The sequence below is a fragment of the Aureliella helgolandensis genome, from assembly GCF_007752135.1.
GTDB classification, from domain to species: Bacteria; Planctomycetota; Planctomycetia; order Pirellulales; family Pirellulaceae; genus Aureliella; species Aureliella helgolandensis.
This window is the reverse complement of sequence record NZ_CP036298.1, coordinates 462323-477490: the sequence shown is the minus strand read 5'-3', so window position 1 is coordinate 477490 and position 15168 is coordinate 462323. Positions and strand designations below refer to the sequence as shown.

The 15168-nt window shown below is 53.0% G+C and carries 12 protein-coding genes; 6 read left to right on the top strand and 6 right to left on the bottom strand.

Annotated elements, in window-relative coordinates; all coding sequences use genetic code 11:
* Positions 1-9: 9 nt before the first annotated feature.
* The 6 genes from Q31a_RS01740 to Q31a_RS30650 all read right to left on the bottom strand — a co-directional run bounded on the left by Q31a_RS01740 (position 10) and on the right by Q31a_RS30650 (position 6730).
* Positions 10-1323, bottom strand: coding sequence for an O-acetylhomoserine aminocarboxypropyltransferase/cysteine synthase family protein (locus Q31a_RS01740; RefSeq protein ID WP_145073077.1), 1314 nt, complete (start codon positions 1321-1323; stop codon positions 10-12).
* A 112-nt stretch (positions 1324-1435) separates the two neighbouring features.
* Positions 1436-1699: a YunC family protein gene (locus Q31a_RS01735; RefSeq protein WP_231691279.1), complete on the bottom strand. Its 264-nt coding sequence runs from the start codon at positions 1697-1699 to the stop codon at positions 1436-1438.
* The gene (locus Q31a_RS01730; protein WP_197356022.1) at positions 1680-2675 is read right to left on the bottom strand and encodes a threonine ammonia-lyase; all 996 of its coding nucleotides are present in this window, start codon (positions 2673-2675) and stop codon (positions 1680-1682) included. Before Q31a_RS01730 ends, Q31a_RS01735 begins: the two co-directional genes overlap by 20 nt.
* Positions 2676-2682: 7 nt before the next feature.
* On the bottom strand, positions 2683-4860 hold the full coding sequence (locus Q31a_RS01725; RefSeq protein ID WP_145073071.1) for a S46 family peptidase: 2178 nt from the start codon (positions 4858-4860) through the stop codon (positions 2683-2685).
* A 401-nt stretch (positions 4861-5261) separates the two neighbouring features.
* On the bottom strand, positions 5262-5960 hold the full coding sequence (locus Q31a_RS01720) for a helix-turn-helix transcriptional regulator (protein WP_197356021.1): 699 nt from the start codon (positions 5958-5960) through the stop codon (positions 5262-5264).
* Positions 5961-6334: 374 nt separating this feature from the next.
* Positions 6335-6730: a hypothetical protein gene (locus Q31a_RS30650; protein ID WP_145073065.1), complete on the bottom strand. Its 396-nt coding sequence runs from the start codon at positions 6728-6730 to the stop codon at positions 6335-6337.
* Between the two features lie 219 nt (positions 6731-6949).
* Here Q31a_RS30650 and Q31a_RS01710 point away from each other — a divergent pair, with 219 nt between their 5' ends.
* The 6 genes from Q31a_RS01710 to Q31a_RS01685 all read left to right on the top strand — a co-directional run bounded on the left by Q31a_RS01710 (position 6950) and on the right by Q31a_RS01685 (position 14853).
* A complete protein-coding gene (locus tag Q31a_RS01710; RefSeq protein ID WP_145073062.1) occupies positions 6950-7921 on the top strand; it encodes a glycosyltransferase family 2 protein in 972 nt (323 codons plus the stop codon).
* A gap of 447 nt (positions 7922-8368) precedes the next feature.
* Positions 8369-9502: a hypothetical protein gene (locus Q31a_RS01705; RefSeq protein ID WP_145073059.1), complete on the top strand. Its 1134-nt coding sequence runs from the start codon at positions 8369-8371 to the stop codon at positions 9500-9502.
* Between the two features lie 22 nt (positions 9503-9524).
* Positions 9525-10544 carry a DUF1573 domain-containing protein gene (locus Q31a_RS01700; RefSeq protein WP_145073055.1) on the top strand — a complete coding sequence of 340 codons (1020 nt, stop codon included), beginning with the start codon at positions 9525-9527 and terminating at the stop codon, positions 10542-10544.
* Positions 10541-12364: an ArnT family glycosyltransferase gene (locus tag Q31a_RS01695; protein ID WP_145073052.1), complete on the top strand. Its 1824-nt coding sequence runs from the start codon at positions 10541-10543 to the stop codon at positions 12362-12364. Before Q31a_RS01700 ends, Q31a_RS01695 begins: the two co-directional genes overlap by 4 nt.
* A gap of 457 nt (positions 12365-12821) precedes the next feature.
* Positions 12822-13415, top strand: a complete 594-nt coding sequence (locus Q31a_RS01690) for a hypothetical protein (protein ID WP_145073049.1) — start codon at positions 12822-12824, stop codon at positions 13413-13415.
* A gap of 22 nt (positions 13416-13437) precedes the next feature.
* On the top strand, positions 13438-14853 hold the full coding sequence (locus Q31a_RS01685; protein ID WP_145073046.1) for a hypothetical protein: 1416 nt from the start codon (positions 13438-13440) through the stop codon (positions 14851-14853).
* Positions 14854-15168 lie beyond the last annotated feature (315 nt).

Genomic DNA, 15168 nt, shown 5'->3' with positions numbered 1-15168 from the left:
TGAATACGATCACGCTACGGTTGCGGCCAAGGCCTGTGAAAGATCGTCGATGATATCTTGTACATCTTCAATCCCTACCGAGATTCGCACGTATTCAGGCAGCACACCCGCCTTCTTCTGCTCTTCGACCGTTAGCTGCTGGTGCGTCGTACTGGCCGGGTGAATAATCAGCGTTTTGGCATCGCCGATATTCGCCAAGTGCGAGCAGAGCTTGCAAGAGTTGATGAACTTCTTGCCCGACTCGATGCCACCCTTAATCCCAAACCCAAGAATTGCACCTTGACCGTTAGGAAGATAGCTCTGGCCGCGGGCGTAGTCCTTGTGCGACTTCAAGCCGGGGTAGTTCACCCACTCGACCAATTCATGCGACTCCAGGAACTGAGCCACCTTCAGTGCATTTTCGCAGTGGCGCGGCATCCGCAAATGCAAGGTCTCGAGGCCTTGCAAGAACAAGAACGCGGCAAAGGGACTCATGGCGGCCCCAGTGTCACGCAGCCAGTGCGTGCGGGTGTGCAAGAGGTAGGAGATATTGCCCATCGGACGCAGATGCTCTTCAAACACAGCCCCGTGGTAGGAGGGAGAGGGGCCACACAACTCAGGCCACTTGCTAGGATTGTCCGCCCATTTGAAATTTCCGCTATCCACCACGGCGCCACCGATGTGCGTTCCGTGCCCACCAATAAACTTCGTCGTACTGTAGATCACGATGTCTACCCCATGCTCGATGGGGCGGAGCAACATGGGGGTCATGACGGTATTGTCGCACAACAGGGGTAGGGCACCGTGGGGAGCGGTGTGCGCTGCCTCTGCAATCGCTTTGAAGTCTGGCACGTCATTCTTGGGATTACCAATGCTCTCCATGTAAACCAGACGCGTGTTCTCGTCGACCAACCCGTGAATCTGCTCTGGATGATCGGGATCAAAAAAGCGAACTTCGATGCCCAGATTCTTGAAAGTCTGAGTAAACAGGGTCCAGGTCCCGCCGTAGAGCGACGTGCTCGACACGATGTTCTGGCCACTGTGAGCAATCGTCAAAATGGCTGCCGAGATCGCCGCTTGCCCCGATGCAAAGCACAATCCGGTGACACCACCGTCCAAGGCAGCCAGTCGCTTTTCCAGCACGTCGACGGTGGGATTCATCAGCCGGCTGTAAATGTTGCCAAACTCGGTCAACCCAAACAGTCCCGCGGCATGCTCCGTGCTGTCAAACGTGAAACTACTGGTTGCATAAATGGGGACCGCTCGGCTATTGGTCGCCGAATCGGGCTCCTGGCCAGCATGAACGGCCAGTGTAGCTGGACGATATTTGGAAGTATCAGACATCGGAGAGAACTCCTGGAATACAGTATTGGACGCAAATCGACGATTTTTGAGGACACAAGCATACTCGATAGATCTGTCCAGTGAAGTACTCCCCAATCGCGGTACGAGAAGTTCACCGCAGAAGTTTGAGCGCTGCCTCCCCCGTCATTCCGACCTGAACACCCAATGCCTCCGCCCGGCTGCTCACTTCCTGGACAAGCGCCAACAGCATCTCCTCGTAGGTATTCACCCCGCGCACGATGGCGGCGGCGTCACCATTGCGTTCGAACGAATCCATACTCAAGTAACCACAAGTCAAACACCCTTTGCTCCCCGAAATGACCAACAGGGGACGCTCCAGCTGATGACAGGTCTTCTTAAAGTCGTTTAAGTCCATCAAGATCCAAATTCCCTCCCGAAACAACCACCGCCACCCTCTGCCCCTCAAAGTGAGCATAGTTTTCGGCCAAAGCGGCCAAAGCCACGGCGCCCGACGGCTCGGCGACAAGCCGAACGTCCCTAAGCATCGTGCGGGTTGCAGCCAAAATGGCCTCCTCTGAAACCACCAAAATATCGTTCACCAGCGCGCGAATGATGGGGAAGGTTAAATCCCCCAAGTGCGTGCGCAAGCCATCCGCCACGGTGTCGTACCTCGCCGGAAGCTCGATCCTGCCGCTCTTGAGGCTGCGGGCCGCGTCATCAGCCCACTCCGGTTCCGCTGCATAGACCGCAATATCTGGATACTGAGACTTGATCGCCATCAACACCCCTGACAGTAATCCACCGCCCCCAACAGGCACAATCACCGCGTCAACCTCTGGCAATTGCTCCAGTATCTCCAGTCCCACGGTCCCCTGTCCCGCCATGACCTGTGGATCGTTGAACGGGTGAATTAACGTGGCTCCAGTTTCGTCGCGCAGCTTGCGGGCCGCCTCTTCGCGTGCCGCCGAATTCGGCTCACACAACACCGGTTCCACTCCATAGCTCCGCACCGCGGCCAGCTTATTTGCCGGTGAGTTGTGAGGCATCACGACGTGGGCCGGGATCTGCCGCAAGCTCGCGGCGCGAGCCAGAGCAGCGGCATGATTGCCTGAAGAGTGCGTCACCACGCCGCGCGGCGCAACATCACTGTCCAGCGAGAGTACCGCATTGATCGCCCCACGTGCTTTGAAAGCACCCACGTGCTGCAGATTCTCCGCCTTGAAATGCACGTCACACTTCCAACGCTGGGACAATTGCTCGCAGCGAACCAGGGGAGTCCGAATGACATGCGCCGCTATCCGCGCCGCAGCCGTCTGAATATCTCGCAGCGATATGGCTGAGTGGCTGTGTGACATCGAGGTAGTGATCTGCTTCTCATGTAAAGGATTCATGAACGACTCAATGCTTCACTCCCATTTCCTCGATCAATCGCTCCGCTCCGTAGACGACGTCGGTCAACCACAAAACGTAGCGAATGTCGACGCCAATGGACCGTGAGTAACTCTGGTCCCAGGCAAAATCATTGATCGTAGCTTCAAAACATCGATCAAAGTTCACCCCGACCAACTCCCCTTTCGCATTGAAAATTGGACTTCCGGAATTCCCTCCCGTGGTATCGGTATCGTACAGGATTGCGACTGGCACGTCATTGAGTGTTGCATTGCGATAGCGTCCCAATTCATCAGCTTCAAACTTCTCCACCACCTCGGACGGCGTATCAAAGGGGGCCTTTCCCGTCGTTTTATCAATGACACCTGAGAGAGTTGTGAGGGGCAGCATCACCACAGCATCGGCAGGGGAATATCGTCGCACATGTCCACACGTGAAGCGGAGGGTCGCGTTGGCGTCTGGCACAAAATCGGACTTCGCAAACTGTTGCTTGATCTCGATCAAGGAACCGTACAATTCGCTCAAACGCCCCTCGCGAGTTTTCTCCCTATCGCGCAGCTCGAGATAGGTGGGATAGAGTTCGAGCATCAGTTGCAAAATGGGATCATCAGTTTGAGCCAGGGTTTGAGGCGTCTGCGCTGCATAGCGTTCCACGAACTCCCACTCGCCAACACTCGTCCGAGCCAACCACTGCTGCACACTTTCCATCGGCACGATCGAGGCAGCGAACTGACGCTTTAAGGCCTCCGTCACCGGCCCTGCCTCGACAGCCTTCAGCCGCTCCATCATACCCGCTAGCAGGATTTCATCAGTGGCGGCATGATAGTCGTTGACCGAGCTCTTGAGCGACTGCAGAGATTGCTCCCAATTCCGCTCCATGTAGGCGCTCTCGCGATCAAGATCGGGCTTCTGACGTTCAGAGGCCGCGTCCACAATAAAGTAGGCAATCGCTGCCGCCCGGCTAGCGGAGCGAAGTTGTTGGAGGTTGAACTCCAGAGGAGCGAGCTGTTCCATCTCCTGGTAGACGGCTTGGATTTCCTTGAGCAGTTCGCCGTACTTTGCCTTCCGCGCAGAGTCACTCTCGATGAACGCTTGCAGCTCCGCCTCTGTGGCACGACGTTTCTCAGCCAGGTGAGCTCGCCTCAGTCCCTGGAGTTGCCCGCGGGAGCGTTTTTCGACATTGGACAACGAACGCATCCGCGAGGCATGCTTGATTTCCACTTCGCGATCTCCCTCGCCAGCAGCAGTCATCACCTCGATCTGCCAGTTGTAGAGTTCGATTAGGGTTGGCAAACGGACATGCTCTTCGTAGTTGAGGAACGCGGCCGTCTTGTGGCGTGCCGTGCGGCCAGGGTAGCCCAGCAAGAATACGGCATCCTCCTCCTGCACCCCCTCCACCGACACCTGCACAAATCGCTTGGGTTGGTAGGGGATGTTGTCTACACTGTAGGAAGCGGATGAGCCATCTGGTGCGGTGTAAGCGCGCATGAAAGAAAAATCGCCCGTGTGACGCGGCCACATCCAATTGTCGACTTCACCACCAAAGTTGCCAACCGATTGAGGAGGCGCGAAGACTAGCCGGATGTCTCGCAAATACACGTATTGAAACAGCACATAAGTCTTGCCCGCGAACATCTCCGCAACTTCTGCGCGCAGCCCAGGATTTGCCTGCTCTGCAGCCAGTTCAATCTCTTTACTCTTTTTCTCGATCGCCTCGGAGCGTTCTAAATACGACATCCCAGGCTGAACTACCGCTAGGACTTCCGCAGAGATATCGCGATAGTCCTGCGTCACGCGCACCGTATAGTCGGGCGCTGGAATTTCGTCGGACAAGGAATCGGCTTTAAAACCACTCGACAAGTAGTCGTGCGATCCCTGACTGGCTTGTTGAATAGCCCCGTAGGCACAGTGATGGTTGGTAATAATCAGACCTGTTGGAGACACGAACGATCCGGTGCATCCGTTAACGCGACAGACTCCATCCACCAAGCTGATTGCCTGAGGATTAAAAAGTTGCTCTGCGGTTAACTCAATACCGCGCGACGGCAAATCGAGCTGCTTGAGCTCGCTCATCGGATACATCCCCTCTTCGGCAGATGCATTCTGAACTGAGCAGCAAACAGCGGTAAAGGCCAAGCAAAGGCAAGCCAATCGACACTGAATAAACGAGACGTAGGAATAGTTCATGAGCTTGAAGATGTAGAGTAAGTGAACGCGCAAGGTCCGAGCAACACAGCGTAGCCTAGCAACCAAAACGAAGTCCGAAAAACCACCACCACAGCATCCACGAATCCAACACTGCTCGGCCTCGGATGTTACCAATTTATTCTCTAGCCCTCACGATGGATACTCAGGGCGTGCGAATTATCCCATTGCACGGAGCAAGCCCCCAACCAACTTAGCGGCCAATAGCCAGCTCGCAGCGTAACGGATTGTCGAATTAGTAGCCCGTCGTGTGAGCCAGGAAGAGTGTTGCCACGATCGGGTGATTGAGGGTAAATACCAACACGGTGCAACTCAAAACGTTCTCGAATCAACAAACCGGCTCGCGACAGGGTGCCGCTGCGACTAGCGCGAGCCCTGGGATGTCAGAGCCCAAGATCTTCGTAGCCCGCATCCTGTACGCGCACGAGCAAACGTGATAGTTCATGCGTGTTCACAACACCGAGGCTCTGCAGTACATGCGCTCGTTGGCTGGCAAGAGTCCGTGTCGAGATGCTCAGTTTTTTGGAAATCACGCGCTGGGACTCTCCCCTGGCCAACATCACGGCTAGCTGCTGGGTGCGTTTCGGAAAGCTGCAGAACATTTTCCAGGCAGCCCCCAGCCTCGTGTTTCGAGCCGGTGGAAGCGTTCCGATGACACGCGTGACGCCCAGGCATGCAAAACCGGGAATGCCTAACCCCTGCAGAGACTTTTTGATCGTCCGATACTGAATGCGAGACTGCCCGCCACCGTCGCGTGTCGCGCCATCAGCAGTAGCAGAATTGCCGACGTGATCAAACACGATCAACGTGCAGCCTCCGGCAATCATCTGATCACTAGCTTGGGATATGGTCAGGGTAGAATCATCCAAGAATGCTTCTGGTGAGCGGCCGGCTACCGGTCTGCCGTTTCCAAAGACGCGGTCGTAGACCGAATTCGCTGCAAGCAAGTTGCCTTGCGGCCCCTTGATATAGGCGCAGTATTCACACGTCTCAAGCACCACAGCCACGCTTTCGGATCTTTTCCCAGCTTCAATCACAAGTTTTGAAAGCTGTTCAACACACTTAACTAGAGACGTAGTCATGACGAGCATGGGTGCTAACAACTCCTGCGATTGGGGACGCCACCACTACCAATATACCTGGCAAACTGGAAAACATCTAAGCAACTTCTGCACGCAAGATTCCCTCGCAAAGCGCCCCACTTAACCATGAACAGGACAACAAGGACGCATTAATACCCCTAAGACGACCAATCCCCCCCACTATAGCCGCTTAAGGGCGAAAGCCAGTTTTGCCCTGACAGGACATTCGGGAAAAATATTTTTTTATTTTGCTCTAAGGGCTACACTCCCGGGCGTTCGAAACATTCAGGAACATGCCCATGCCCATGCCCATGTCCATCACTTCATCACTTCATCACTTCATCACTTCATCACTTCATCACTTCATCACTTCATCACTTCATCAACGCGAAGCAGTTGGCGACGATCGGGTTTGTTTTGGCCGCTGGCTGTGGGCCCGCGTCCACAATTGCGGTAACAGATCGCGTTCCAGCACAAGCGAACGCAGCATCTTTCCATTCGGCCGCCGCATCGAAAGCACCCCAGACGATCGACCTCGGGGTACTATTTTCGGGCGAGCCCATGTATGCGTGCTGGCCGCTTGAGCGATTCGGGATTTCCCCCGCAGATGAGGTCTCAACGGTGCAATCGTCTTGCGGGTGCATCCAGCCTTCAGTGGTTGCGTATCGCTCCCTACGCGGTAGGGAGCGAGCCTTGCGTATTGAATTTGTGCCTGAACCGCACGACGCATTCTCCACACCGCCTACCGGCGCTCCGTTTTCGAGTTCCATGCAGGATTCTGCAGGAATCAAGAGCAGCGAATTAGACAAATCTGAGTCCGAAACGCATCTTTATCTTGAAGCATCACGCCCAACGCCGCTTGCCGTTGAGCTAACAATCACGCTTACTAACGCCTCACAGCGCATGCTAACGTTACGATTTCTGGAAACGAGCTGGCTGGCTACTTCCGACGGTTCCACTGCACCGGTTTCCGTAACTGGAGGATCTCCATGACGAAACTGATCATCCAAATCCCCTGCTTGAATGAAGCGGAAACATTGCACTGCGTGATCAATGACTTGCCGAAAGAGATTCCTGGCATCGATTGTATAGAAACGCTGGTGATTGACGACGGCAGTCGGGATGGCACGTCCGCCACGGCCTTGGGACTCGGCGTGCATCACGTGGTTCGCCATCGTCGCAATCGTGGCTTGGCGGCAGCCTTCGCGACAGGCATCGATGCCGCCTTGGAATTCGAGGCGGACATCATCGTCAATACCGACGGAGATCACCAGTATCCGGGCGAGCACATTGCCGCGTTGGTGAAGCCTATTCTGGACGGTCGTGCCGATGTCGTGATTGGCGATCGTCAACCTGAGCAAAATCGGCACCAGCCCTGGCTCAAACGCCAACTGTACCGTCTTGGTCGCTGGACGGTCAGTTGGATTTTAGGCGAACCGATTCCCGATCCCGTCAGCGGATTTCGGGCTTACTCGCGTGAAGCGGCTGGCAAGTTATGTGTTGTGACGCGGTACTCTTACACCATTGAAACGTTGGTCCAATCGGTGGAACATGGCATGGCCATTGAATTCGTGCCGATCACCTCCAACCCACCCACGCGTCCATCGCGACTCTACCGCTCGCACTTCCAATTCGTCTCCCGCTCGGCCGCTACGCTGCTACGGGTATTCTTCATGTTCCACCCGCTGCAAACCATGCTCTGGCTGAGTACTGCTCTAGCCACTCTCGGTCTGTTGCCCATTGTCCGTTTCCTGACCTTTTATGCCTTGGGGCAAGGTGACGGACATGTGCAGTCCTTAGTTCTGGGCGTGGGCGCGTTGACGCTGGCAAGCCTCACACTACTTGCAGGAATCGTTGCAGATAGCGTTTCGTTTCGCCGGTTGCTGCTAGTGAACACAACCCGCAGCCCTCGCTCCAGTTCGAATTCGCTCCAGGCCAGCCCGATTACCAAAAGGAGGTAATAACATGAGCCCATAGAAGTGAGTCATTGATAAGGCCTACGTTTCCAAGCCCCGAGTTGTATTAGAAGGATCATCCTATGGTAAATTTTCGTCTTGTACTCCCAACGATCGCGGTATCCCTGTTCTTGGGAAGCGCCGTTTTAGCGGGAAGCTGGTATCAAATCTGCGACCCAAACTCAATTGGAGGTAGCTGTTCGAACTGCGTTACTGGCAATTGCCCAGCAGGAGGAGGCTGCACTGTGGGCGACACCACACCGGGCAAAACGTGTGTTTCGGACCCATGGTCCACCTGCTCAAGTAAAACGTGCAGCGGTAAGTGCACCGCCAATCAATTCCGGGTATGCACCTGTCCTACTCCGCCAAACGCGTGCTAACGATTTTGGTTGTACAGTCTCGATTGGGACTGTAACTGCAGTCCCAATCCCCTAATTTACTGGAAGTTACAAAATGCATTTGCGATACATTCTAAGCATGTCATTGATTGCGCTGCTTTCTAGCAGATGCTCCGCCGATGGCCAGATTGACGATCTGCTCGACCGCCATGAAAGTTGTGTGCAATCCATTGCCCGACTCGACGCAATGATCAACGTGACAGAGACGATCAATGAAGGCAAGAGTGTTAAGGATGACTTATGGGAGGTTCGCTGGTCCAAAGAACTAAACCGGCAGCGGCAACGGTATCGGGTGATGCAGCTACCAACGCGCGATGAAGAGGGAAATGCGATCAACATCGGTGATCTGTATGAAGACCACGAGTTTCTCTATGTGCTTCAGAACTGGGATACAGCACAGTCCAAACGGCTTGCGGACCCTGGGCAACAGGGAATGGTTCGTGCGCGTAAAGAGCGACGGAGCGCCAAATTGCCTCCAGTCTCCTTCAACGTTGCCGCCTACTTTGCTCTTTTCGAGTTGGAGGCGGGTCCTGAAGACGAGCGTCGATCGCTACGAGAATTAGTAACAGCAAGCCCCAAGTGTTCCTACAAAGGCGAGGAGGATGTTAACGGAGTCAAACTTCAAAAGCTCGATATCATCCATCCACACACGCGTAACAACAAGTACTATCGGAATTGTAGATATGAAGTATTTCTGGATGCAAGTGTCGGCTACCTAATCCGCAAATTGCGCCTCCATGTCCCCAAGGATACCAAGCTAAACCGACCGCTCGGAGAGTATGAGTACAACATCGTCGAGTTCAGGGAACTGGAGAACGCGTGCTACTTCCCAATGGAGTCGGAATTCACGGTCCGCTTCCCAGATTCCAGTTCCGAAATTTCATCCAAGGTTTCAATGAAAGCAAGCAAGCTTACACTGAACAAATCGCTTCCCAGCACCGCCCTGAACTTTGTCTTTCCCGAAAACGCTATAGTCAATTTTGATCGAATTGATGGTGAGAATCGTCGGGCATTTTTATGGGGCCCCGACAACCAGCCCATCAGAGAGATCCTCTCGATTGCGGACGTTCCGCGTCCCGATCTCGATGCTCACACCGGTAGCGACCGAACATGGATAACTCTGACAATTGCAGGCTGCGGAGTACTTCTGGTCATCGGTATCGTGTGTTATCGCAAGTTTAATCGATAGACGAGTGGATGCAGGTGTTAGGATGCGAATAAGACTGATGTGGATTTTTGCTTGCTGCGTATTCGGAGCGGTTGCGGGATACGTGCTTCAGTCACGACATAGCAAGTCAGATCTAAATATCCAACTCATTTCCCAGTCGAAAGAACGGGTTCGAGAGGGCGAAACAGTAACGGCAGCGTTCGAGTTGAGCAATGCCTCAGATGGACATTTTGAAATCTACAGCATCAGTGGATCATGCGGATGCATGAAGATCACGGACTCACAAGGCAAGCCGTTCACGCTCCCCTTTACGTTAGCAAAGAGCGAAGTTAGATCTCTTTTGCTGGAGGTTGCAACGATAAACGCTACTGGGCAACGGAGTTATTCAATATACGTTTCAGGAGCGAACAACTCCGGTGATGAATTGATGGAACATGAGCAGACGTCCGTTTTCATCGAAGGTATGTGGCGAGCTGAACCGTCGGAAATTTGGTTTCGCCAAGCTTATCCTGGCGAGGCTGTGGAGGGAAAGATCGAACTATTCGATGGCATTACCCCGAGTGGAATCGAAATTGATTCTGTCAAGGTTTCCAATACGGATCGAGTTACCGCGAGAATTGAACGCAGCGCCGACACGATGGAGCTCGGTAAGGGATTGACCAAACGGGCAGTTATCCATGTCAAGTATTTGGTTCCTAATTCCAGCGAACAAACCGATGACTACATCGAAGTCATCCCCGTAAATCCCGAGTATGAACCTCTAAAAATCCCTCTCCTGCATTCGTACGCAAAGGCTATTGTCAGCATTTCGCCGACCAAGGTATTCGTTAGAAAAGGCGATCGCTCATCCACCCGGACGGTGGCCTGCTCTGTCGCACAGGGGGAGCAACTGGAGATCATCGACGCCCCCGAGGAACTGAAATGGACAATGGTGCGAGAGAGTGAATACTCATACATTCAGTTTGATGTCGCTTCCATAACTCAATCACAGACAATCAAGATCGGTGATCCTTCCAAGCCATTGGAATTGGCGACTCTTGAGATCGTTGCAGAGCAGCCATGAGCATTCGCATTATCGGAGGCATTGTCATGTGTCTACCAGCATGCCTGCTGCTTATTGCCGCCTACCGCTCCAGCCCTACGATCGATGAACCGGGGCATCTGGCAAGTGGGATGATCAATTGGAAGTTTGGCGAGTACGCACCCTACTGCGTGAATCCACCTCTGATCCGCAAAGCAGCAGCACTGCCTGCGATGCTCATTTCTCAGGAAATGAATTGGCCAGCACACGGTGAAATCGGCTTAAGACCCGAATTCGTCTTGGGAGAGCTCTTGCTGCAATCCAATGTCGATCGAATCCAACTCTTGTTTTTCCTCAGTCGACTCCCATGCATTGCAATCGTCCTTTGGGGAATGTGGAATTGTTTCGCTTGGGCAATAGAAATTGCAGGCAATCGAGCTGGGTTGGTGGCGCTCGCCCTGGTGGGCTTCTCGCCGATAATACTCGGCCATGGCGCTCTACTCTCTCCTGATGCGGCCGCTGCCATGCTGTTCGCGGTTAGCATGCGGGCACTCTATCACTTCGTCACCACGCCTAACCTAGGTGCAGTGCTGCTCTGGGGAATCTTAAGCGGACTGGCCGTTTCGGCTAAATCGTCTCTATTGGTCCTACTACCTGCAACAGTCGGTTCGCTGCTCTTCGTTGTCCTACTCTTCTCTCGAACGCCACTCTTGGTCGCAAAGCAACTGGGACCGCAACTTGCATTGGGAAGCATTGCGGCCTGTTTGACCATTTGCTGGACTTACGATTTTGACCGACTGTTCGTCCCCTTGGAGAAATTCGCGTTTACTAGCGAGAGCCTAACGACTACCGATATAGTCCTCAGTTCCGATGGCCAGAAGCAATTGCGGCAGGAGAATCGGTTTGAGCACTCGGCAATTGGCAAACTACCTGTCCCCTTACCTTACTACCTTGTCTTCGGTATCGATCAACAAAAAACTGCAATGGAGGGAGATTCCCTCCCGCAATCTTACTTTGCAGGCAAATGGCAAGAGCGTGGTTGGCCACTCTATTATTTGGTCGGAACTCTGCTCAAAGAACCGTTTACTTTCCCCATCTTGCTAGTTGCTTCGATTGCCGCGATGCGGGTCCGTACGGGGCGAAATCCTGTATGGACACATGGACAAGAATTAAATCTGCGTCTTGCGTTAACATTCTTGATTGTCCCAGCGACGGTCTGCTTTCTACTGGTAAGCGCGCAGCTCGGATTCAACCGCCATTTGCGGTATATGCTGCCAGCCTATCCCTTTGTCCTCATGTTAATATCTGTGCTTGCTAGCTTACACCTCACCACACACGTGCTGCGTTTGCTAATTGGCTTGCAACTAATAAGCGTTCTGTGGCATGCTCCACATATGCTGTCCTATTTCAATGAGCTTGCAGGTGGTCCATCGCGCGGAAAGCAGTGGCTCGAGTCAAGCAACGTAGATTGGGGGCAAGACCTGCACTATCTCCGCGAGTGGATCGAGACGCATCCAGAGCAACCCCTGGACTACGTAGCGCTTCAGTCCCTTTACGACGTTGGGCTATACGGAATAGACGAGAAAGCTCCGCCTCCCCCTTTCCTTGAAGGTATCCCATCTGCGAACGACCCAAATGGACTTCGCGGCCCAGCACCTGGAAGATATGCGGTCAGCGCCATTGTGACAGTCGGCAGAGAGCATCGCTACGGCTCTATGAGTGCAACCTACTTAAACGAACGAGAGCCTGAGCATCGCGTAGGATACTCCGTTGAGATTCATGAAATTAGCGTAGAAGAAGCAGTCGCGTTGAAAGCTTTGCTGCTGAAGCGAGAACGAGATTCGGCGGAGGCCAAAGAATAAATAGCGACTTGAATTTGAGCTAAGACAATGATTGGGTGCAATTCTTAGTTCCGATCGGTGAGACTGGCCATCGTGCAAATGGAACTCGGACTCGACGTCGAACTTTTACAACACACATCAACTAATGGCACAACATCCCTTTGGAGAGGCATACTCGCATGTTACGCCTGTTCGCGGTGCTGATGATTCTCAATCTTGCGAGTGCTAGTACGGTGGCGCAAACACCGCCGAAGCATGTCATAGATGCCTGGAGGAACGCATCTATGCAACTGAGTGGAGTCAATGGCAGCTTTCAGATTAGCGAAGGTACATCTCCACCCGATGAGGTTACCTTTGCAATTCAAGGTAAGTTGGCAAAGTCTCAAACTGCCACTCGAACCAAAGAAGGTAACCAACGGGACGTGGCACTTCGAACGCCTGACTATGAATTCGGATTAACTGAAGTTTCACCGCAACGGTGGCAACTTTCCAAAGTCTACGAGTTAGCAATGGCAGTCCACTGCTATCGACTCACCAGAACATCATCCAAATTGCCTTCGGTGCGCATATTGAAATCGGGCTCGCCGATGCTGTTGATTCAAAAGAGTTCGTAATTGACGACTGGGCGGAGAGCGAGAGCACCGCGAAATTCGTGCTCCACCGTAAACGTGAAATTGGAAAGCACCATTTTGATAAGCTGTTTGTGGAATTAGACCCCAAGAACGCTTACCGTGTGGTTGAAGCAGGACTTGCGATGAACGACCAAAACGGAGGCTTGCCTATTTCCAAGCTAGTCTATGAATACGACAACGCAAAGACCGCTGACGTCTGGAGGATCATTCCCAAGCGTTGTTCCCTCAAAACTGTGGACGATGGGCAAACGGTTTTTAAATACCAATTCAATAAACTATCCAAAGAAAAGCTACCTATCGAAGAATTTACATTGGCGCATTACGGATTACCTGAATATGAGGGTGATAGAACGAGCCCAATGATTTGGTACGTCGCCGTCGGTACAGGCATTGGCTTGGCAGCACTGCTTGCAATCAATCTGAGAAAGAAGTGGCAGTGAAAACTCAAGAGCGATCAATCTGATGCACCTTAGCAACCTGGGAAACAGCCCTTTCTTAGCAGGATTGGTGATTCTTACGTGCGGACTTTGGCAAGCGTGGGCGCAAAGTCCTACATATGACGAAGTCGGATTCATGGGGGCCGGACTATCCCATTGGAAGACTGGGCAGTTCGAACCATTCGCAGTGAATCCTCCCTTACCTCGGCTCCTATCCACTTTGCCAGTCTACTTATTGTCGCCCAAACTTGAGTGGGGCCACACTACACAGGATGTCTATGCCCGCGACGAGTTTTACCTAGGCAATCAATTTCTTGAAATGAATGCCTCTCGCACCCAGTTGTACTTTTTCATTGCGAGAATTCCCAATCTACTTCTTGCAAGCCTTGGACTCGTGTTGTCGCGGAAATGGGCAAACAGACTGTATGGCGCTCGGGCGCGGACGTTGGTGACCTGGATGTGGACTCTATCGCCCATGGTTCTATCCAACTCAGCCTTGATGAGTCCCGATATTGGTGCCGCAGTGATCGCCCTGCTTGCATTTTGGGTGCTTCGCAACTGGATTGTCCAGTCGTCGTGGAGTAATGCCGTACTCTTAGGTGCTTGTACCGGTCTTCTCCTGAGTTGGAAGATCACGTGGATACCCTTTGTATTTCCATGCTACGCGACAATTTGGGTCGCAAAATATTGGCATTCCTACCCCTCTCATCGCACCCTATTGGTAGATGCTTCACAAGCCTTAGTCGCTTTTGTCCTGTGCTGCTGCGTTGTCAATGGCACGTATGCCTTTGATCAAGTCTACTTGCCTCTCGGATCAATCCCACTGCACAGTCAAGGTATGGCTTCGGGCGAACTAGGAATTGACAATCGATTCTCGCGTTCTTGGGTAGGTTCGATCCCCTCTCCTCTACCATCTGTGCTACTACAGGGTATCGACCTGCAAAAGCTCAGCTTCGAAAATCCATTCGGTTCGAGATCCTATCTGGCTGGAACTTGGAAGGAAGGCGGGTGGTGGTATTACTATGCGGTCGCCTGGTTGTGCAAGACGCCTGTCTCGGTATGCGTGCTTCTAGTTCTAGCATGCCTTACCCTTGCCTTGTCTAGACAGCCGGTCGATTCTCAAACGGCTCCAAAGGGGTTTCCCCACTGGCTAGACAAACTTATTATTGCGCTACCTCTGGTTGCAATTGTGTTGTTTGTCAGCAGTGAAACCGGTTTCAATCGACATTTGCGATACGTCCTGCCAGCCTACCCGTTTCTGTTCGTGTGGATTTCGCGAGTGGGAGCGTTTCGAGGACTCGGTGCTGTTTGCAGAGTTCTGTTGCTCCTGCAAGCCACCAGTCTCTTCTGGCATGGACCACACTGGCTCAGTTATTTTAATGAGCTTGCTGGCGGACCTCGAAATGGCGGTGCGTGGCTCCTCAGCAGCAATATCGATTGAGGACAGGACCTCTACTACTTGCGACGTTGGCAACAGGAACACCTGGATCAGCAGCCCTTGTACTACGCACTGTATACGAGTACCGCCCCTGAACTATGCGGGATAAAGGATGCGAAACTACTACCGAAAATGCTCGATCGCAACACGCTACCCAAGGGTTATTACGCGATCAGCGAAAACCTACTTCACGGTTTTCGCGCCCAAGGGTTCGAGCCAGGAGATTTGGATTGTTTCCACTCCATTTCTCCTACAACTGCCATCGGCTACTCGATTCACGTATTCGAAATAGAAGAACCGCAAACATGGGAGAGGGAT